The sequence below is a fragment of the Streptomyces sp. 7N604 genome, from assembly GCF_052245475.1.
Classification (GTDB): Bacteria; Actinomycetota; Actinomycetes; order Streptomycetales; family Streptomycetaceae; genus Streptomyces.
This window is the reverse complement of sequence record NZ_JBQQBX010000028.1, coordinates 49417-69255: the sequence shown is the minus strand read 5'-3', so window position 1 is coordinate 69255 and position 19839 is coordinate 49417. Positions and strand designations below refer to the sequence as shown.

The 19839-nt window shown below is 71.9% G+C and carries 18 protein-coding genes; 7 read left to right on the top strand and 11 right to left on the bottom strand.

Annotated features, from left to right (window positions below):
• Positions 1–10 precede the first annotated feature (10 nt).
• The 3 genes from ACTWP8_RS28245 to ACTWP8_RS28235 form a co-directional block, all read right to left on the bottom strand.
• Positions 11–367, bottom strand: a complete 357-nt coding sequence (locus tag ACTWP8_RS28245) for a DUF427 domain-containing protein (RefSeq protein ID WP_443324965.1) — start codon at positions 365–367, stop codon at positions 11–13.
• Positions 354–1319, bottom strand: a complete 966-nt coding sequence (locus tag ACTWP8_RS28240) for a lysophospholipid acyltransferase family protein (protein WP_443324919.1) — start codon at positions 1317–1319, stop codon at positions 354–356. The genes ACTWP8_RS28245 and ACTWP8_RS28240 overlap by 14 nt, the downstream gene beginning before the upstream one ends.
• 71 nt (positions 1320–1390) lie before the next feature.
• The gene (locus ACTWP8_RS28235) at positions 1391–2167 is read right to left on the bottom strand and encodes a GNAT family N-acetyltransferase (RefSeq protein WP_443324918.1); all 777 of its coding nucleotides are present in this window, start codon (positions 2165–2167) and stop codon (positions 1391–1393) included.
• Between the two features lie 145 nt (positions 2168–2312).
• On the opposite strand from ACTWP8_RS28235, the gene ACTWP8_RS28230 reads away from it, so the two are divergent.
• Together ACTWP8_RS28230 and ACTWP8_RS28225 are read left to right on the top strand one after the other, a co-directional pair.
• On the top strand, positions 2313–2540 hold the full coding sequence (locus tag ACTWP8_RS28230) for a dodecin (protein WP_443324917.1): 228 nt from the start codon (positions 2313–2315) through the stop codon (positions 2538–2540).
• A gap of 158 nt (positions 2541–2698) precedes the next feature.
• The gene (locus ACTWP8_RS28225; RefSeq protein WP_443324916.1) at positions 2699–3727 is read left to right on the top strand and encodes a rod shape-determining protein; all 1029 of its coding nucleotides are present in this window, start codon (positions 2699–2701) and stop codon (positions 3725–3727) included.
• Positions 3728–3768: 41 nt separating this feature from the next.
• On the opposite strand, the gene ACTWP8_RS28220 is transcribed toward ACTWP8_RS28225, so the two are convergent.
• From ACTWP8_RS28220 to ACTWP8_RS28205, 4 genes are all read right to left on the bottom strand, one after another.
• Positions 3769–4278 carry a phosphatase domain-containing protein gene (locus ACTWP8_RS28220; protein WP_443324915.1) on the bottom strand — a complete coding sequence of 170 codons (510 nt, stop codon included), beginning with the start codon at positions 4276–4278 and terminating at the stop codon, positions 3769–3771.
• On the bottom strand, positions 4275–6449 hold the full coding sequence (locus tag ACTWP8_RS28215; RefSeq protein WP_443324914.1) for a putative bifunctional diguanylate cyclase/phosphodiesterase: 2175 nt from the start codon (positions 6447–6449) through the stop codon (positions 4275–4277). The genes ACTWP8_RS28220 and ACTWP8_RS28215 overlap by 4 nt, the downstream gene beginning before the upstream one ends.
• A complete protein-coding gene (locus ACTWP8_RS28210; RefSeq protein WP_443314919.1) occupies positions 6446–7258 on the bottom strand; it encodes an SAM-dependent methyltransferase in 813 nt (270 codons plus the stop codon). Before ACTWP8_RS28210 ends, ACTWP8_RS28215 begins: the two co-directional genes overlap by 4 nt.
• Positions 7259–8087: 829 nt before the next feature.
• A complete protein-coding gene (locus tag ACTWP8_RS28205) occupies positions 8088–8246 on the bottom strand; it encodes a hypothetical protein (protein ID WP_443324913.1) in 159 nt (52 codons plus the stop codon).
• Positions 8247–8334: 88 nt separating this feature from the next.
• On the opposite strand from ACTWP8_RS28205, the gene ACTWP8_RS28200 reads away from it, so the two are divergent.
• Positions 8335–9105 carry a bestrophin-like domain gene (locus ACTWP8_RS28200; protein WP_443324912.1) on the top strand — a complete coding sequence of 257 codons (771 nt, stop codon included), beginning with the start codon at positions 8335–8337 and terminating at the stop codon, positions 9103–9105.
• 47 nt (positions 9106–9152) lie between these two features.
• On the opposite strand, the gene ACTWP8_RS28195 is transcribed toward ACTWP8_RS28200, so the two are convergent.
• Positions 9153–9734 carry a hypothetical protein gene (locus ACTWP8_RS28195; protein WP_443324911.1) on the bottom strand — a complete coding sequence of 194 codons (582 nt, stop codon included), beginning with the start codon at positions 9732–9734 and terminating at the stop codon, positions 9153–9155.
• A gap of 36 nt (positions 9735–9770) precedes the next feature.
• On the opposite strand from ACTWP8_RS28195, the gene ACTWP8_RS28190 reads away from it, so the two are divergent.
• Both ACTWP8_RS28190 and ACTWP8_RS28185 read left to right on the top strand, forming a co-directional pair.
• On the top strand, positions 9771–10517 hold the full coding sequence (locus tag ACTWP8_RS28190; protein ID WP_443324910.1) for a response regulator transcription factor: 747 nt from the start codon (positions 9771–9773) through the stop codon (positions 10515–10517).
• Positions 10514–11926, top strand: a complete 1413-nt coding sequence (locus tag ACTWP8_RS28185; protein ID WP_443324909.1) for a sensor histidine kinase — start codon at positions 10514–10516, stop codon at positions 11924–11926. The genes ACTWP8_RS28190 and ACTWP8_RS28185 overlap by 4 nt, the downstream gene beginning before the upstream one ends.
• Positions 11927–12092: 166 nt before the next feature.
• On the opposite strand, the gene ACTWP8_RS28180 is transcribed toward ACTWP8_RS28185, so the two are convergent.
• Positions 12093–12896 (bottom strand): CAP domain-containing protein, encoded by an 804-nt coding sequence (locus ACTWP8_RS28180; RefSeq protein ID WP_443324908.1) that lies wholly within the window; start codon positions 12894–12896, stop codon positions 12093–12095.
• A 242-nt stretch (positions 12897–13138) separates the two neighbouring features.
• On the opposite strand from ACTWP8_RS28180, the gene ACTWP8_RS28175 reads away from it, so the two are divergent.
• The gene (locus ACTWP8_RS28175; protein WP_443324907.1) at positions 13139–14599 is read left to right on the top strand and encodes an amino acid permease; all 1461 of its coding nucleotides are present in this window, start codon (positions 13139–13141) and stop codon (positions 14597–14599) included.
• Positions 14600–14629: 30 nt separating this feature from the next.
• On the opposite strand, the gene ACTWP8_RS28170 is transcribed toward ACTWP8_RS28175, so the two are convergent.
• Together ACTWP8_RS28170 and ACTWP8_RS28165 are read right to left on the bottom strand one after the other, a co-directional pair.
• Complete coding sequence (locus ACTWP8_RS28170; RefSeq protein WP_443324906.1) at positions 14630–15499, bottom strand: Fpg/Nei family DNA glycosylase; 870 nt, start codon at positions 15497–15499, stop codon at positions 14630–14632.
• A 245-nt stretch (positions 15500–15744) separates the two neighbouring features.
• Complete coding sequence (locus tag ACTWP8_RS28165; RefSeq protein WP_443324905.1) at positions 15745–17055, bottom strand: NAD(P)/FAD-dependent oxidoreductase; 1311 nt, start codon at positions 17053–17055, stop codon at positions 15745–15747.
• Positions 17056–17340: 285 nt separating this feature from the next.
• On the opposite strand from ACTWP8_RS28165, the gene ACTWP8_RS28160 reads away from it, so the two are divergent.
• The gene (locus tag ACTWP8_RS28160; RefSeq protein WP_443324904.1) at positions 17341–19821 is read left to right on the top strand and encodes a GH92 family glycosyl hydrolase; all 2481 of its coding nucleotides are present in this window, start codon (positions 17341–17343) and stop codon (positions 19819–19821) included.
• The last annotated feature ends 18 nt before the right edge of the window (positions 19822–19839 follow it).

The window sequence follows — 19839 nt, the reverse complement described above, 5'->3', positions numbered from 1 at the left end:
CCGCGGCCGCCTAACGCACCGGGCTCCCGTCGACGATGATCTCGGCCTTGGTGTCGTAGAAGGACAGATGGTCCTTGATGAGGGCGACTTCCGGCAGCGGGTCAGGGTAGGCCCACACCACGTCTGCCCTGACCCGGCCGTCGCCCTCCCGGTACGACCAGTACGAGGCATCGCCCTTGTACGGGCAGTGGGTGTGCGTCCCGGTCGGCTCCAGGAGGTGCAGAGCCACATCCTCCGGCGGAAGGTAGTAGCGGACCGGCAGCCCGGTCTCGTGGACCAGCACGGGGCGGTGGGACTCGGCGACGACCTGGCCGGCGATCTCCACCCTGACGTGCTGCGAGCCGGGAACCGCTTCAACGGTGTGCATCGCGCTGGGCACGGGGTGCTCCTTCACTCGGGTGGGGCCCCGGCAGCCGTCCGCCACCGGGCCTTACCCCGTGCAACGCCTCCCGCGGAACCCTGATTCCTGCCCGGCCGCCGATGCCCGCAGGTTCGCCGGTTCCCGCCCGTTCGGCACCGCCCACCGCCGCGCGGGCGGCGCGGGCCAGCGCGGCCCGGTCGGCGTGCGACCCCGGCGCGATGGGCGGCAGGACGGTCACCTCGGCGACGAGACCGCGTGCGGCGACGACCCGGCGCAGCGAGGCGAGCAGCGTGTCCTCACCCACGAAGGCCGCCACGGCGGCGGAACGCTGCCCCCACGGCCCGTCCAGGCGGTAGCGGATCCGGACCGGCTGGACGGGCGCACCGGCGTCGAGAGCGGCCTGAAAGACGGCGTTCCTGAAGTGGCCGTGCTCCTGGCCGCACCAGGTGCTTCCCTCGGGGAAGGCGACGACGGTCGAGCCCGCGCGCAGCGCCGCGGCCATCTCCGCGACGGTTCCCGGCAGGGCCCTGAGCCGGTCGCGTTCGAGGAAGATCGTGGCGCCCTTGGCGGCCAGCGGGCCGAGGACCGGATACGCGGCGACCTCGCTCTTGGCGAGATTCCGCCCGGGCCTGACGGAGGCGACCAGCGGCACGTCCAGCCAGGAGACGTGGTTGGCCACGACGAGAACACCGCCCGGGAGGACCCGTGCCCCCTCGCCGCCCGTGACCCGTACCCGTACGCCGAAGGCCTGGACCACGGCCCGGCACCAGCGTGCCGCGAGCCGGTCCCGGCGGGCCGGGGAGCACCGCCGGGCCAGGGGTGACAGCACGATTCCGCAGAGCAGCACGCCGAGCGCCGCGAGACACCGGACCGCGCGGTGCGGCCCGGCCACGGATGGCGCGGGCTCTGCCAGGCAGTCCTGGGGCGTGCACGGCGCGCTGGGCAGCCAGGCGCTCACGGCCACGCCCACCGGCCCGGAAGCCGCATGCCCGCTGACCGGACTGCCGGCGGGACTTCTGGCAGAGCTGCTCATGGGGCGGGGACCAGGGACAGGAAGTGCCGCAGGTAGCGCGGGTCGGTGCGGCGCAGCGAGAGCAGCACGTACAGGTCGGCCACCCCGAAGTCGGGGTCGTGCGCGGGCTCGCCGCACACCCAGGCGCCCAGCCGCAGATAGCCGCGGAGCAGCGGCGGGAGCGGGGTACGAGCGGAGCGGGCGACCCCGGTGGGGTACCACGGCAGGTGCGGGATGACGCGGTACTCCTCGGGCGAGAGGTGCTTGGCCGAGACGGTGTCCCAGACCCCGGCGGCCAGTGCCCCGCCGTCGGCGAGCGAGACCGAGCAGCAGCCGGCGAGCCAGTTGTGCCCGGCCTGAGTGAGGTAGCGGGCGATGCCGGCCCACATCAGCGAGATGACGGCGCCGTCGCGGTGGTCCGGGTGCACACAGGAGCGCCCGACCTCCACGAGGTCGTCGCGGATCCCGGCCAAGTTGGCGATGTCGAACTCGGTCTCGGAGTAGAGCCGTCCGGCCACGGCCGCGCGGCCCGGCGGCAGCAGCCGGTACGTGCCAACGACAGCGCCCGTGTTGTCCTCGCGTACGAGCAGGTGGTCGCAGTAGGCGTCGAAGGAGTCGACGTCCAGGCCGGGCTCCGAGCCGGCCAGCAGTGCGCCCATCTCACCGGCGAAGACTTCGTGGCGCAGGCGCTGGGCGGCGCGCACGTCCTGCTCGTCGCGGGCGAGCGAGACGGAGTACCGGGGGCTGGTCTCGGCGGTACGGGGCGCGGGTGCAAGTGGTGGTGAAGTGGTCATGCGTCCTTCATGACCGTGCCGGCTGGCCTCGACGTGACCGTTTCGGGTTGGGCGGATGTGCGATGGCTTAATGGCTGGGGCACGGTGGACGGAGAAGGGGGAACGACCCCCGTCAGGACCGACCCCCGTCAGCAGGGAGACCGCCATGACCGCTCACACCTACCGGGTCACCGAAATCGTCGGGTCGTCGCACGAGGGTGTCGACGCCGCGATCCGCAACGGGCTCAAGCGCGCCGCCCAGACCGTGCGGTATCTCGACTGGTTCGAGGTGACGCAGATCCGCGGCAACATCGCGGACCAGGAGATCGAGCACTTCCAGGTGGGGCTGAAGGTCGGCTTCCGGATCGAGGACACCGAGGGTCAGGACTCCTGAGGCCCGCCGCGCGATCCGGCGGCGGGAATACGTCCGTTCGGGGTGTTCATCGCCCGAGCGGCGCAACACGTCGGGCATATAAAGAGGAAAGCGGGCAAGCTGGATAAAGGGCGGCCAGCCACCCCGCCCTTCGCTACGTCCCTCAGGGGAGGACTCACGTGCCCGTAAGCCTTGACCAGCTGCGCCGTTGCTCGGTCGCCGTGGATCTCGGTGCCTGCCGTACCAGGGTGTATCTCAAGGACACCGGACTGGTCGTCGACGAGCCCAGCGTGGCCGCCGTGAACACGCGCACTGGGGCGCTGCTCGCGGTCGGCGAACTGGCCGAGAAGATGACGGGCCGCACTCCCGAACACATCCGCGTGGTCCGCCCGGTCTCCGGCGGCACGGTCGTCGACATCGACATGGCACAGCGGATGCTGCGTCAGCTCATCGGCAACAAGCTCCGCAAGGCGTGGCGCCGCAAGCCCACACTGCGTATCGCGGCCTGCACCCCGCACGACAGCGAGCCGCTGACGCAGCGGGCGGCGGTGGAGACGCTCACCGCGCTGGGCGCCCGGCGGGTGGAGCTGGCCGACACGCTCATCTGCGCGGCGGTGGGCTGCGGACTGCCCGTCGAGCAGCCCGAGGCGACGATGATCGTGGTGTGCGGCGCGGCGACCACGCAGGTGGCAGTGCTCTCGCTGGGCTCGATCGTCGCCGCGGAGACCATCCCGGTCGGCGGCAACTCCATCGACCACGCTGTGGTCGAACACCTCCGCAACGAGCACGAGTTGATGTTGCCGAGCCCCGCGGTGCGCCCGCTGCACCTGGTGCTGGACGCGGCAGACGAGAACACGGGCCGGGCCGAGGTGCACGGCAGAGACGTCACCACGGGCCTCGCCCGGTCGGTGATCGTGGACACCGCGGGCGTACGGCGGGCCATCGGCACCCCGCTGACCGGGGTGCTCGACGGCATCCGCTCGGTGCTCCGCCGCTGCCCGCCGGACCTGGTCGCCGACCTGTCCGACCGCGGCATCATGCTGGCCGGGGGCAGCGCGCTGCTGCCGGGACTCGACACCATGCTCAGCCGGGCGACCGGCATGCCCGCCAACACCGCTGACCGGCCCGACACCTGTGCGGTACGGGGTCTCGGCGCGATGCTGGAGGGCAAGGTGCGGCCGCTGCACCTGGACCCGCTCGCGGGCTGATCCCGCCCGGCCCTGCCCCGGGCGGTACCAGCGTCCCGGACTCAGCTGCGGCCCGCGCGCTCCTGGGCGTCCCGCAGCGCGGCCGACGGGGTGGCCCAGCGGGCCCGTACGACCGGGAAGCCCGCTCGCTCGCAGGCGTCGCACACGAGCTCGTCGTCGTCCACGAAGACCCGGATCTCCCGGTCGCGGGCCAGCCAGCGCAGGATTCCCGGCTTCACGAGCCGGGCCGGTCTGCGGTCGTCATTGCGCCGCATGAACAACCGGCCCAGCGGCAGCCCGTGTTGCGCCAGCCACGCCAGCGTGTCGCGCCGGCACCGCTCGGGCCGGCCCGTCACGTACACCACCTCGCACTCCTCGGCGTTGCTCAGCGCGAGCACCACGCCCTCGGTGAGCGGCGGGTCGTGAACAGCCGCCGCGAAGAAGGCGTCCCAGTCGCGCGGTCGCCGCTCCAGGAAGTGCTGCCGGTGTCCCGCGTCGGAGAGAGTCCCGTCCAGGTCGAAGACGGCGATCGGCCTGGCACCCGCCCTTCCCGGGGCGGTCGGAGCGGTCATGACGCGTCCACCAGGGACAGCGCGTGCAACCGCTCCGGCGGCCCGGGGCGGGCGTAGTACCAGCCCTGGGCGGTGTCGCAGCCGAGGGTCCGCAGGTGCTCGGCCTGGGCGCCGGTCTCCACTCCCTCCACGGTGACCGCGAGGTCGAGGGTGTGGGCGAGCGACACCACGCCTTCCACGATCTTGATGTCGACCGGGTCGGCCGGGTCGTGCTGCATGCCCCGGGTGAAGGACCGGTCGAGCTTGAGCGTGCTCAGCGGCATGCGGCGCAGGTTGGACAGGTTGGAGTAGCCGGTGCCGAAGTCGTCGAGGGCGATGTCGACCCCGAGGTCGGCGAGTTGCCGCAGCGGTTTCAGCAGCGTCTCGTCGGCGCCGATGAGCGCGCTCTCGGTCACTTCGAGGCACAGGGCGGTGGGTTCGAGCCCGGCTTCCTTCAGCACCTCCACGGTGTCGCGGACGAGGCCCGGGTGGCGCAGCTGGAAGGGCGAGAGGTTCACGTTGACCCGCAGCGGTCCGTGACCGCCCTCGAACGTCCAGTGCCGGGCCTGGCGCACGGCCTCGCTCAGCACCCAGCGGCCGAGCGGGACGATCAGCCCGGTGTTCTCGGCGAGCGGGATGAACTGGTCGGGGCCGAGCACCCCGCGCAGCGGGTGGCACCAGCGCACCAGCGCCTCCGCCCCGTGCACGGTGCCGTCGCTGAGCCGTACGAGCGGCTGGTACTCGATGAAGAACTCGCCGCGCTCCAGGGCCGTGGGAAGGCTGTTGGTCAGCCCGTACCTGGTGATGGCCAGCACCTCGGCCTCGGGGTCGGCGTGCTCGTAGCGGTTGCCGCCCGCGGCCTTGGCCCGGTACATCGTGATGTCGGCGCTGCGCAGCACCTCCGCCGGGCCGAGTTCCCCCGCCGGCCCGTCGACGATTCCGATGCTGCCCCGGACAGACAGGTCGCGGCCCTCGAGATGTACCGGTTCGGCGAGCACGTCGAGGATCCTGTGGGCGAGGTCGGTCACGTCCTCCTGCGTCTCCGGGTCCATGATCAGGGCCACGAACTCGTCGCCGCCGATCCGCGCGATCAGCTGGTCGGGAGCCGTGACGCAGGTCTGCAGCCGGTCGGCGACCTCGACCAGCAGCCGGTCGCCGACTTCGTGGCCGAGGCTGTCGTTGACCACCTTGAAGCCGTCGAGGTCGAGGTAGCAGAGCCCGAAGCGCGCCACGCCGTCGCGGGCGGCGAGCGCCGCCCTGAGCCGCTCGAAGAACAGCGTGCGGTTCGGCAGCCCGGTGAGCGCGTCGTGGGTCGCCTCGTACCGCAACCGCGCGTTCAGCAGCCGCCGTTCCGTGATGTCCTCCATCAGGGCGAGCATGTACTGCGGCTCGCCCGCCGGGTCGCGCAGCAGCGAGACCGTGAGGTTGGTCCACAGCACGGTGCCGTTGGTGCGGTAGTACGGCTTCTCGACCCGGTAGTGGTCCCGCTCGCCGCGGGCCAGTTCGCCCTGGAGGTTCCAGACGCCGGGCGTGTCGTCGGGGTGCGCCCAGTCGGTGACCTTCCTGCTGCGCACATGGTGCTCGAGACCGCCGAACATCTGCGTCAGCGCGTCGTTGACGTCGACGATGTTGCCGTCCATGTCCGCGATCCCGATGCCGACCGCGGCACCCTCGAAGACCGCCCGGAACAGCGCCTCGCTGGCGTGCAGCGCCTTCTCCGCCTCGGCCTGCGCGGACAGTGCGGCCCGGGACACCGCCTCCTGCTCGGCGAGGGTCCGCTCGCGCAGCGCCTGGGCGAAGCCTGCGGCGATGGCGTGCTGCAGCCGCGCGCAGCGGGCGCGGCTCTCCTCGACCGGGAACTTCTCGTCCGGCGAGCAGTACAGCACCAGATACGAGTCCACGACGCCGAGCGAGCGCGGCAGGGCTCCCGGGTCGGTGCAGTGGGCGGTGACGAGCGCGGTCCCGATGGCAAGCGCCGGGGTCGGGTCGAAGGGCCGGGCCCTGAGCGCCTCGCTGAGCGTGCGGGCGAGCGGGATCAGGTACTCCTCGAACTCCGCGCGGTTCATGGACGTTGCAGTGGCCGGGTAGATCGCCCGGCTCCATATTCTCGCGAAGCGGCGCAGCCGGTCCTCGGGCCCGTCCCGCGGGCCTTCTCTGTCCGGCTGCCCGGATTCGTCAGGGCCTCTGGTCACGCTTTGCGCCCCACTCCCGCGAAGCCGGTGAAGACCACCGGGTCCTCCTGCTCGGGCGGGGTGTCCGGGCGCCAGTGCGGCATGGACACCAGCCCCGGCTCGACGTACTCGAAGCCGTCGAAGAACCGGTCGACCTGTGCCCGCGGTCGCATGATGAGCGGCGAACTGGCCCTGCGGTACACCCCTTCGACCCTGTCGCCCTGCTCGGTGGACATCGGCCCGCCCTCGGTCGACGCGTGGGTCAGGACCAGCAGGCTGCCCGGGGCGAGCCCGTCGCGCAGCCCGGCGACCGCTCCCCAGGGGTCCTCCTCCTCGACGACGAAGTGCAGTACCGCGACGAGCAGCAGCGCCACGGGCCGGTCGAGGTCGAGCAGGCGAGCCACCTCGGGGCTGTCCAGGATCTCCTTCGGATTGCGCAGATCGGCCGCGGCTATACCGGCGTTGTCGTTGCCCTCGAGCACCGCCCGGCTGTGCGCTACGGCGACGGGGTCGTTGTCGACGTAGACCACGCGGGCGCCGGGGCTGGCGGACTGGGCCACCTCGTGGACGTTGCCGAAGGTGGGTATGCCCGAGCCTATGTCGAGGAATTGAGTGATGCCGTGGTCCACGGCGTAGCGTACGGCGCGCCGCATGAACGCCCGGTTCGCTTGCATGATCTTGGGCAGGCCCGGCATGATCTCGATCGCCTTGCGCGCGGCTTCGCGGTCGACCTCGAAGTTGTGCGAGCCGCCCAGGTAGTAGTCGTAGATCCGGGACACACTCGGCACAGAAAGGTCGATTCCCTGGGGGGCCCAGGAGGGACGATCCATCAATGGTCTCCAGCTCGTCTGCCATGGGTTGGTCCGGCTATGTGCATGCCGGTGTCTGAGCTGAGGCTACTGATCGCCCGTGAGCAGGGGAACACCAAACGGAAATCTCCGGTCCGTTCCCGTCAATAACCACGGGCATGTGCGCCCGCGCGCACCAGGGGGCGGGCGGTTTTCCGTTCCCGCCCCCTTTGCACACGGGAGTTACCGATGGTAGCGCTCACAGGGGGTCAATGCATCCGCAAAGGCGGACCGGCCAGTGAAGCTTGCATGACGGCCCAGTATGGCGAAGAACACGCACCCGAAGTAGCCCTGGACCGCCCGCCGTTCCAAACCCGGCGCGCTGGAGTTCCACCCCTCAGGGGGAATTGACGGCCGACCTGGTCTGAATGCCGCATCCGCTGTGCACGATCTCCGGCGTGAGCGCATGGCACCGAGTGGGGGTCGTCGCCGCGAGCGCAGGGCTCGGGGTGGCCGCGGCGGGGGCGGCGGTGGTGATGGCGCAGGGATCCGCCGCAGCGTGGGACGGGCCGGACGTACGGGTGACCGCGTCCGCCGGAGACGTGGTGGCCGTGCTCGAGTGGTGTCCGGGGAGCATGCCGGATATTTTCGCGTCCGCGGGTCCGGGCGGCGTCGTCGCGTGGGTGACGTGCCCGAAGCCACCGCGGCCCACGCCGCCGCCCGTGACGCCGAAGCCGCCAACTCCCGCTCCCCCGCCTCCTGCACCGCCGCCGGCCCCACCGCCGCCTCCGCCACAGCCACCGTCGGCCCAGCCGCCCGCGCGGCCCACACCGCCCGCACCGCCCGCGCGGCACGCACCACCTGCGCCGCCTCAACGGGCGCCCGCGCCCCCGGGCCCGCGACCCACGTCCGCCGCGCCACCATCCGCCGCGCCCTCCCCCGCCCAGTCTCTGCCGAGGGCGTACGCGAAGCCGGCCCGCGACGAACCGGAGGACAGCACCTCTGTGGTGACCACGACTCTGCTGATCACCGCGCCCGCCGTGCTCGCAGCGGCAGCGCTGCGGCCCCGCTCGCGCCGCTCCTGACGCCCCGTCGACTCGACTCCCCGGAGGACTCCCGTGTCCGGATGGCTGATGCTCTCCCTCGCGATGGCCGCCGCCTGCGCCGTCGTCCTCACGATCGTGCTGCTCAACCAGCGCCGCGTCGGCGAGGACGACGACCCCTCGGAGACGCCGGACGTCCTCGAGTACATGACGATGATGATCGGCGTGGTCTACGCGATCGTGCTCGGACTCGCCATCGCGGGAGTCTGGGAGGCGCGCGGGGCCGCGGAGGACGCCGTACGGTCCGAGGCGCAGGCGCTGCACGAGGTCAGCGAGCGCGTCGGCCCCTACCCCGCGGCGGCACGGGACCGGATCCGCGGGGACGTCGACGCGTACGTCAGGCATGTGGTCACCCGCGAGTGGCCGTACATGACCGAGCACGAGGCGCTCACCGACCGCGGGGCCGCACTGCTCGACCGGCTGCGGCGGGATGTCTCGGGCCATGTGCCGCGCACCGAGCTCGAGAGCCAGATCTACCAGCCCGTGGTGGACCAGGTCGCCGCGGCCGACAGCGCCCGCGCGGCGCGGGCGGAGAGTGCGGAGGCCACGATGCCGGGCGTGGTGTGGTTCGGTCTGACCGCCGGGGCCGCGGCCACCGTCGGGATGATCTTCACGCTGCAGATCCGCCGCTCGGGGCGCGAGCTGCTGATGGCGGGCCTGTTCAGCGCGTTGATCGCGTTCCTGCTCTTCCTGATCTGGCAGTTCGACGCGCCGCTCGGGCGGGAAGGCCGCGACTCCGCGACGCCCTTCCTCGCCCTCTTCCCGGGTGCGACAGGTAGTGGCTGACGCGGGCGGGCCAGCCTCGGCGGTCGTCCCGTGGCGCCCCGTCCCCGCTACCAGGACGTCTCGCGGATCTCTGCCCGGTCGTCGCCCTCCGTCGTCGCCATGATCTCCGACTTGTGCCGGTCACCTGAGAACGTCACGGTCAGCGTGGTCGGCTCGCTCTGGGACGTGCGCACGGTGAAGCCCTGGGTCGGGACCGCGGAGACCAGGCAGACACTGGTGTCGCCGAACCGGACGGTCGCCTGTCCCCCGGCCGACTCGATGGTCTGCACCCCTGAACCGCCCTCGCTGCAGCCCGCCCCGGAACCCGTGGTCTCGCCACCGGCCGGCTCCTCGGTCTTCGGGGGCGTCGTACGGGCGGGCCGGGACGTCGTGGGCGTTGCCGTGGGGGTCGGGGTCGGGGAGGGCTTGCGGCTCGGGGCGCGGCTGGTCGCGGAAGGGCTCGGCTTCGGCGATTTGCTGGGCTTGCGGGTCTGCTCCGAGGGCGAGGAGAACACGGTGGGCGCCGAGCGCGCCACGGGCGGGGTCGGCTTGGTCGAACCCACCACGAAATGCACCGTGAGTATCACCGCCGTGACGCTGACGGCAGTGCAGGAGAGCCATATGAGCAGGTAGCGCAGGGACCGAGACACGACACCATACTGGCGGACCGGCTACCGTGCTGGCCCATGGCATCCGTGCTTCTCGTCGAGGACGACCCTGTGATACGCAGCGCACTGATCGAAGTGCTCTCCGCGCACGGTCATGTGGTGTACAGCGCCTCACAGGGGTTCGAGGCGCTGCGCGAGGTGACCCAGCGCCCGCCCGACGTCGTCGTGCTCGACCTCGGACTGCCGGATCTGGACGGGACGGACGTGCTGCGGATGCTGCGGGGCATCTCGCAGGTGCCGGTCGTGGTCGCCACCGCCAGGGACGACGACGCGGAAGTGATCAAACTCCTCAATGCGGGTGCCGACGACTACATCGTCAAGCCGTTCTCCGGCGGGCAGCTGGCCGCCCGCCTCGGGGCGGTGCTGCGGCGTACGGCGGCGGGCGCGGCGGCGCAGTACGCGGGATCGCCGGGCGCGGAGCCGGCGAACGGGCAGCAGAACGGGGCGATACCCGCGGTCCCGCGGACCATCCAGGTCGGGGAGCTGCTGGTCGACCCCGCGGCCAGGACCGCGCAGCTGGCCGGGCGGGAACTGCGGCTGACCCGGCGCGAGTTCGATCTCCTGGCCTATCTCGCGGCCCACGCCGACCAGGTGGTCTCCCGCCGGCGGATCCTCGCCGACGTATGGCGCCAGCCGTATGTGGAGGACCAGACCATCGACGTCCATCTCTCGGCACTCCGCCGCAAACTGGGCGAAAAGGCCGCGCAGCCGCGCTATCTGCACACCGTGCGCGGCATCGGCATCAAGCTGGTGGCACCGCGATGAGACGCGCTCTCGCGGGGGTCGCGCTCGCGGTGACCTCCATGGTGGCGCTGTCCTTTCTGATACCGCTCGCCCTTCTTGTCCAGTCCGAGGCGCGGAGCCGCGCGACGACGGAGGCCGAGCAGCGGGCCGCGGCACTGGCGCCCGTACTGGCCCTGACCACCCGCCCTTCCGACGTCCAGCAGGCCGTCTCGGGACTGGACCCCGGGAACCGTCTCGGCGTACACCTGCCGGACGGTGACGTCATCGGCGCGGAGCACGCGCCCGCGCACGGCCTGGAGCGGGCGGAGCGGGACCGCGAGACGCTCGCGCTGTCCACCCCGTCGGGCCGGGTCTACCTCCAGCCCGTGATCCTCCCCGAGAACCGGGTGGCCGTGGTCGAGTCGTTCGTGCCGCGCGAGGACCTCGACCGGGGCGTGGCCCTGTCGTGGGTCGTGATGTCGCTGCTGGCCCTGGGGCTCGTGGCCGGATCCGTCGTGGTCGCGGACCGGCTCGGGGCACGGGTCGTACGGTCCTCCCGGAGCCTGTCACGGGCCTCGAACGCGCTGGGGGCCGGCGATCTGGAGGTACGGGTCGACCCCGCGGGGCCGCCCGAACTCCAGGAGGCGGGCCGGGCGTTCAACTCGATGGCCGACCGGGTCGTACAGCTGCTGGCGATGGAGCGCGAGCTGGTCGCCGACCTTTCGCACCGGCTGCGGACGCCGCTGACGGCGCTTCATCTGGAGGCGGAGCGGATGGGTTCGGCGCCGGGCGCCGAGCGGCTCAACGCCGCGGTCACCAACCTGGAGACCGAGCTCGACTCGATCATCTCGGCGGCGCGGACACCGCTCGCCGTGGGACCGCTGGGCGGTGCGGCCGACGAGCGGAAAGAGCCCGGCCGTGTGGCCGCGCCGGCGGCGGGACCCGAGGAGCGGTCCGAGGTCTCGGAGGTTGTCAGGGGCCGGGTGGAGTTCTGGTCCGTACTGGCCGCGCAGCAGGGCAGGGACTGCCGGCTGCTGGCCACCTCGGAGCCGACGGCGGTCCGGCTGCCGCACGACGATCTCGCGGCCGTCGTCGATGCGCTGATCGGCAATGTCTTCCAGCACACGGCGCAGGGCACGGCGTTCACGGTGCGCGTGGAGCGCACCGCCCAGGCCGTGGTGCTCGCGGTGGACGATGCGGGGCCCGGCATCGAGGACCCGGGCCGCGCGCTGGCCCGGGGCGTGAGCGTCGGCGGCTCGACGGGCCTGGGCCTGGACATCGCCCACCGCGCGGCGCGTGCCACGCGCGGTGCGGTACGGATCACGCGCGGCCCGATGGGCGGTGCGCAGGTGCGGGTGACGCTGGGGCTTGACGCGGAGACGAAGCGGGGCCCCGCCCGGGCGGCCCTGCGCGCCCGCCGTGCCGCTCACCGCTCGGTCCAACGCGGCTAGTCAGTCGTCCCCCAGACGGTCGCCCCCCGGTGCAGCGGGCATTCTCCTCCGCGTGCCGCAGGTCAGTTCTTTCCGCCGCGAGGACGAGAAGCCCCGCGGCGCAGCCCGGCGGTGCCGAGACCAGCGCAACCGGCAAGAATCGGATTCGCCCGAGGCTCGGAGAGCCTCAGCGACTGGTGCCGAAGTCCTGGGTCCACCACGGGCCGCCGTCGCCCTCGTGGATGCCTATGCCGATCTCGCGGAAGGAGCAGTTGAGTATGTTCGCCCGGTGTCCTGAGCTGTTCATCCAGGAGTTCATGACCTCTTCGGGGCTCTGCTGCCCCTGGGCTATGTTCTCGCCGAGGGCCGACCAGACGTAGCCCTCCCGCTCCACGCGGTCGCTGATCTCCGAGCCGTCGGGGCCGGTGTGCGAGAGGACACCGGAGTCGGCCATGACGTCGGTGTACTTCTGCGCGGCGGCGTTCAGCTTCGAGTTGGCGGTGACCGGACTGCAGCCTGTCTTCGACCGCTCCTGATTGACCAGTTCGACGATCCGCGCAGCATCGCCGGTGGCTGCGTCCGGGGCCTCCCGCGCGTCCGGGACGCGGTCCTCCGTGGCGCTGCGGGTGGCCGAGGGCTTCTCGGCTGCCCGCGTCCGAGGGGTCTGCGTCGCCGTACGCCGCGGGGTCGGCGTGGCGGAGGCCTTCGCACGCTTCCAGGACGGGCTCTTCGACTTCGACGGCGAAGCGGACGTGGTGCGGGGCACCGCCTCCTCGGCCATGGGGGACGCCGAGGAAGCGGCTCGATCCGCGGTGGTCCGTGCCTCGGCCACCGGCGCATCGCCGCCCGACTGCACGACCGCCACGCCCGTGCCGACCCCCGCGACGACCGTGAGAACTCCGGCCGTCAGGGCTATGCGGCGCACCGGCTGTCCCGCACGCGGGCGGCGGTGGGACGCCGTGCGCCGTCCATTGCCGTGCCGAGAGCTCATGGTGGTCGTCCTCCGTGGGGCTGTGGGGGTGCGGCGGTACCGGATCGTGTCCGGGCGCCGTCGCCGACCCTATGCGTCCCGATCGATTCCGATCATCATTCGGACGAGATCTTCAAGAACTCATAAGACTCAGCTCAGACATCGCTACGGATCACTGCCGCACAGAGCGAGCGCCGTCTTCCGTAGCCAGACGCGCTCCGCCATCATGAGCGGCCGTCAGCTGCCTACGGAGAGGACACATCATGGCCGGGCTTGGCGGTCCCCCCGGACGGAGTCCGGGGGAGGGACACGGCGTACTGCGCCGGAAACCGATCGAGCACATCGAAGAGGCGGAAGGCGCTCCGAGCGAGCGGCTCACCCGCACGCTGGGCCTGTGGCAGCTGACCGCCATCGGCATCGGGGGCATCATCGGCGCCGGCATCTTCGCTCTGGCCGGCACCGTCGCGAACGGCACGGCAGGGCCTGCCGTTCTGGTGTCGTTCCTCATCGCGGGCGTGGCGTCAGCGGCAGCCGCCTTCTCCTACGCGGAGTTCGCGGGCCTCATTCCGAAGGCCGGTTCCGCCTACACCTACGGTTACGCGGTACTGGGCGAGTTCGCGGGCTGGTTCATCGGCTGGGACCTCCTGCTGGAGTACACGGCCATCGTCGCGGTCGTCGCGATCGGTATCTCCGGGTACTTCAACTTCCTGCTGGGCGAGGTCGGTCTCGATCTACCGGCTTGGATGCTCGGCGCACCGGGCACGGGCGAGGGGCACCGCGTGGACCTCTTCGCCGTCGTTCTGTGCCTGTTCGTCGCCTATCTGCTGAACCTCGGCATCAAGAACGCCGCCCGCTTCGAGACCGTCGTCGTGTTCCTGAAGGTGCTGGTCGTCCTGCTGGTCATCGGCGTCGGCTTCTTCCACATCTCGACGGACAACTACAGCCCCTTCTTCCCGTACGGCATCGGGGGCGCGTTCACGGGAGCCGCGACGGTCTTCTTCGCGGTCTTCGGGTTCGACGCGATGAGCACCGCCGCCGAGGAGTCCAAGGACGCCCAGAAGCACATGCCCAAGGCGATCATCTACTCGCTCGCCATCTCGATGGTGCTGTATGTACTGGCCTGCCTGGTTCTGACGGGTATGCAGACCTTCACGGAGATCGACCCGGAGAGCGGCTTCTCGACCGCCTTCAAGTCGGTGGGGCTGAGCGGCATCGCGGACGTGATCGCGGTGGGCGCGATCATCGGCATCCTCACCGTGATGTTCACCTTCATGCTCGGCGTGACCCGGGTGTGGTTCTCGATGAGCCGCGACGGGCTGCTGCCGCACTGGTTCGCCAAGACGCACCCGACCCGGCACGTGCCGACGCGCGTGACCTGGATCGTCGGTGTGGCCTCCGCCGGGATCGCCGGGTTCGTGAAGATCGGGGAGGCGGCGGAGCTGACCAACATCGGCATCCTGCTCGCCTTCGCGGTCGTGTGCACCGCCGTGATCGTGCTCCGCCACCGGCGGCCCGATCTGCACCGCGAGTTCCGCTGCCCGTGGATGCCGTTCGTGCCCGCACTCGGTGTGGCCGCCTCCATCTGGCTGATCACCTACCTGCAGTGGCACACCTGGGTGCGCTTCGCGGTCTGGTTCGTGATCGGGCTCCTCATCTACTTCGGCTACTCCTACCGGAACTCCGAGCTCGCGAAGGCGGAGCGGGCCGGGACCGGGGCGGAATGACGAGAACGGCAGTTCTGAGCAGCAGAGGGACTATTTGAGCAGCCGGGACAGCCGGCGGTCCGCGAGCGGCTTCCCGCCGGTCTGGCAGGTGGGGCAGTACTGCAGCGACGAATCGCTGAAGGACACCTCGCGGATCGTGTCCCCGCAGACGGGGCAGGGCTGCCCGGTGCGCCCGTGCACCCGCAGCCCACTCTTCTTCTCGGCCTTCAGCTTGCCGGCCGCCAGCCCGCGCGACCGTTCGACGGCCTCCCGCAGCGTGCTCCCCACCGCCTCGTACAGCTGCGCCGTCTCCTCCTCCGTCAGGCTCGCGGCGAGTTTGAAAGGTGACATCTTCGCCGCGTGCAGGATCTCGTCCGAGTACGCGTTGCCGATTCCGGCGATCACGCTCTGGTCGCGGAGCACGCCCTTGATCTGACGGCGTTCACCGCCCAGCAGGCCCGCGAAGGCATCCAGGGTGAAGCCGACCGCCAGCGGGTCCGGGCCCAGCCGAGCGATGCCGGGCACCTCCGCGGGGTCCCGTACGAGATACACCGCGAGGCGCTTCTGGGTTCCCGCCTCGGTCAGGTCGAACCCTGTTCCTTGGGGCTCGGCGAGGTGCAGCCGCAGGGCCAGCGGGCCCTTGCCGGGCCGGGGCGGCGCCGAGGGAAGGTTCTCCTTCCACTGCAGCCATCCGGCGCGGGCGAGGTGGACGACGAAGTGCAGCCCGTCGTCGGCCGACAGATCGAGGAACTTGCCGTGCCGGCCGACCGCGGTGAACGTACTGCCGTCGAGCGCGCTGACCGGCGGGTCGTACGTCTTGAGGACGCTCACGGCGACCGGGTACACGCGCGCGACGGTCCTGCCGACCACGTGCTCGGACAGGAACCCGGTGAGTGCTTCGACCTCGGGCAGCTCCGGCATGCTCCCAGTCTGCCAGTGCCCTGCGCCGGGCGGCAGATTCGCCGGATGTGGCCGAGGCGAGTTCGGCACCGCGGGTCCGCGCAGACGGACGTCTCGCCGCCTGCGGCGGGAAGAACTGCCGCGGCGGCTGCGGGCAGCCACCAGGGCGGGTCACCGCCAAGATCTTTCCGCCGTCGGCGGCGAACAACCACCACGTTGGGGAGGGGCGGTGCCGAACCAGCCTCAGCCCATGGCGGCACTCCCCCTCAGCGCTGCCGCAGCACGGGCGTCTCCGGTGCCGTGTTCTCCAGCGGGACGGCGTCCGAGCGCACGAGTCCGAGCTGTACGGCCTGCCGCGGCAGCGCGGCGTCGAGCAGCCAGTCGGCCCCCACCCGCACCCGGTTCCCCGGCATGGCCACCAGGTGGTAGCCGCGCGTCACCGCCTTGGCGGCCGGCCCCGACAGGGGTACCCCCAGCGGATCCGCCGCCGCCTGGAAACCGCCGAGGTCGACGGCGAAGCCCAGGTCCCGGTGCTTGTACGCGCGGCGCTCGCCCTGCCCGAAGGAGGCGGCGAGGTTGTGCGCGGCCGTCCTGCCCTGGCGGGACGCGTGCTGTGCGGTCATCGACGTGATCTGCCCCGGCCTGGTCAGATCGGGAACCGCAGCGGCGTCGCCGCAGGCCAGCACATCCCGGAAGCCCGGCACGCCCAGGTACTCGTCGACGATCAGCCGCCCCTTCTCGGTGGGCAGGCCGAGGTCGTCGACGAGCGGGTCGGGCCGTACGCCGACGCACCAGATCAGCGAGCGGCTGGGGACGAACCGGCCGTCGGTGAGGTGCACGCCCTCCTTGACCGCCTCCTCCACGGACGTGCCGGTGGCCACCTCCACTCCCCGCCGGGCCAGTACGCGGGAGGCGGTTGCGGACATGTGCTCCGCGAGCTCGGGCAGGACGCGGGGGGCGATGTCCAGCAGCAGCCAGCGCGGCGGCTGCTCATCGCGCAGCACCGGGTGCTGCGCGGCCAGCCCGTCGGTGAACAGCTTTCCGTGGGTGGCGACTTCGGTACCGGTGTACCCGGCGCCGACGACCACGAAGGTGCAGCGGGCGGCCCGCTCCTGCGGGTCCTCGGCCGAGCCCGCCAGCTCGATCTGACGGGTGATGTGGTCGCGGAGGTAGAGCGCCTCGGGCATGCCGCGGAAGCCGTGGGCGTGCTCGGTGATACCGGGCACGGGCAGCAGTTTGTTGACGCTGCCCGCCGCGAGGACCAGCCGGTCGTAGGTGAGGTCCCGGCGGTTGCCCTCGGGGTCGGTCAGGCCGAGACGGCGCGCCTGGAGGTCGATCCAGTCCGCGGTGCCGAGGACGAGGCGGACGCGCGGCAGGGTGCCGGTGAGCGACACGGACACCCTGCGGGGTTCGAGGACGCCGGTCGCGACCTCGGGCAGCAGCGGCACGTACAGGAAGTAGTCGTTGGGGTTGACCAGCACGATCTCTGCGGCATCACGGGCGAGGCGGGACAGCGTACGGGCGGTCTGGTAGCCGGCGAAGCCGGCTCCGACGATCACGATGCGCGGTCGGCTCATGGTCCTTTCCTGACGGGTCGACAGTGCGGTGTGAGGTTTCGGAACGGTGTGAACGGTCCGCGCCCCGGGTTCCCCTTACGGTCGCGCCGAACCTGGCAGGGCGGATCCCGCGTGCCGCCCCGCCCGGCGTCCCCGTGTGCCCGAGCTCTCGGCGGCTCCTCCCCCACCCGGAACCGGAACAGGACGCGAACTCCCCGGGTGTCAACGGTCCTTGACTTGCCCTTCACGGGCGGCGAGCCTGGCACGGATCTTGGACAACGTTGTCACCCGTGTGGAGGCCGTTCAATGGCATGGATCGAACGCCGCGGGCGCCGCACGCGCGGCCCCGTACGGGTGGGAGCCGCCGTGGCTCTGCTCGCCGCCGTGCTCGGCGGCGGCCTCGCGCCCGCCGCCGCGGACGGCGCCGACGCCGCGGCAGCGGCCCGGACCGGCGCCGTCGAGGACGGCCGCGGCCCCCTGCCCCGGCCGGAGCCCGTGCCGACCGAGCGGCTCACCGACCTCGTCAACCCCTTCATCGGCACCCGCAACGAGGGCAACACGTTCCCGGGCGCCGCCGTCCCCTTCGGTATGGTCCAGCTCTCCCCCGACACCGGCCACAACACCGGCTACGACTGGGACGACTCCCACATCCGCGGCTTCTCCGCCGTCCACCTGGCCGGAGTCGGCTGCGCCATCGGCGGCGACCTGCCCGTCATGCCGACCACGGGCGACATCACCAGCAGCGACAACGCCGCGTACGCCTCCTCCTTCAGCCACGACCAGGAGACCGCCGCCCCCGGCCACTACAGAGTCCGCCTCGCCGACTACGGCGGGATCACCGCCGAGTTGAGCGCCACCCGGCACACCGGCCGCCAGCGCTACACCTTCCCGGCCACGGACAAGGCCAACGTCCTGCTCAACACGGGGCAGGCGCTGCACAAGGTGACCAGCAGTCAGGTGACCGTCCTCGACGACCGCACCGTCGCCGCATCGGTGACCGGCAGCGGCTTCTGCCAGCGGACCGACCGGAGCGAGCCGTACACCGTCCACACCATCACCCGGTTCGACCGCCCCTTCGCCTCCCACGGCACCTGGGAAGGCGACCGGGTCACCGCGGGCGGCGACGCGTCCGAGGGATCCGGCCGCCGCGGCGCGTACGTCCGCTTCGACACCACCGCCGGCGACCGGGACGTCGAGGCCGTCACCGCGATCAGCTACGTCGACCGGGCCGGCGCCGCCCGGAACCTCGACGCCGAGGGCCGGACCTCCTTCGACGCCACCGCGGCGGCAGCACAGCGGGCGTGGGAGGAGCGGCTCGGCCGGGTACGGGTGCAGGGCGGCGGAGACGCGCGGCGGCGCACGTTCTACTCGGCCCTCTACCGGGCCCTGCTGCACCCCAATGTGGGCCAGGACGTCGACGGCCGCTACACCGGCTGGGACCGGAAGGTCCACCGCGCAGAGGGCTTCACGTACTACCAGAACTGGTCTCTGTGGGACACCTACCGCACCCAGGCCCAGCTGCTCGCCCTCCTCGCGCCGGAGGAATCGCGGGACATGGCGCTGTCGCTGCTGAAGGTGGACCAGCAGGGCGGCTGGCTGCCCAAGTGGGGCTATGCCACGGCCGAGACGAACATCATGACCGGCGATCCGGTGACCCCGTTCCTCACGAACGCCTACCGGCAGGGCCTGCTGAAGGGCCATGAGGAGGAGGCGTACCGGGCGCTGAAGAAGAACGCGGACGGCGTGCCGCCCCCCGGTTCCCCGTACGCGGGCCGGGACGCCAACCGCGCGTACCTGGCGGAGGGATTCGTCCCCCACCAGCCGAACCGGCAGAAGGTCAAGCCCGGGGACTCCGACTTCCACCACGGGGGCTCGGCGACGCTCGAGTACGCGCTCGCGGACGCGGCACTCGCGGAGATGGCCCGGAAGCTGGGGCACACGGAGGACGCGGGGCGCTACGCCGCGCGCGGCCAGAGCTACCGCAACGTCTTCGACGCGTCGACGGGCTTCTTCCGGTCGCGGGACGCCGAGGGCGCGTTCACGGGCCCCGCCGACCCGGCGCGGAGCGAGGGCTTCCACGAGGGCACGGCGTGGCAGTACCAGTGGCTGGTCCCGCAGGACCTGCCGGGCCTGGTCTCGCTCATCGGCGGCCGGGAGGCCACCGAGCGGCGTCTGGACTCCTTCTTCGCCTACGACCGGCTCCGCTCGGACCCGGAGGGCACGGCGCGCGAGGTGTGGGTGGGCGGCCCGTACGACTACGACAACGCGGACACGTACAACCCGCAGAACGAGCCGGATCTCATCGCTCCGTACACCTACCTCGCGACCGGCAGCCCCGCCAAGACGACGGATGTGGTGCACGCGGCGCTGAGCCTGTTCACGGACGCGCCGGACGGCATTACGGGCAACGACGACCTGGGCACGATGTCGTCGTGGATGGTGCTGTCGTCGATCGGAGTGTTCCCGGTGTTCCCGGGCACGGACACCTGGGGTCTCTCGACGCCCGTGTTCGAGCGGGTGGAGCTCGTGCTGGACCGCCGCTGGTACCCGCGGGGCCGCTTCCTGATCACGGCGCCGGGCGCGGGCGCCGCCGGGCGCTACGTGCAGTCGGCCCGCCTCGGTGGCAAGGAGCTGCCCAGGACCTGGATCACGACGGAGGACATCAGGGCAGGGCGGGATCTGGCGTTCGCGGCCGGGCCCGGGCCGTCGACGTGGGGCACGGACCCACGGGACGCCCCACCGCCAGCACCTGACGCTCCGTCAGCGGCGCGGAGGGCGAGTCCGTAGGCGGAAGTCTGTGGGCGC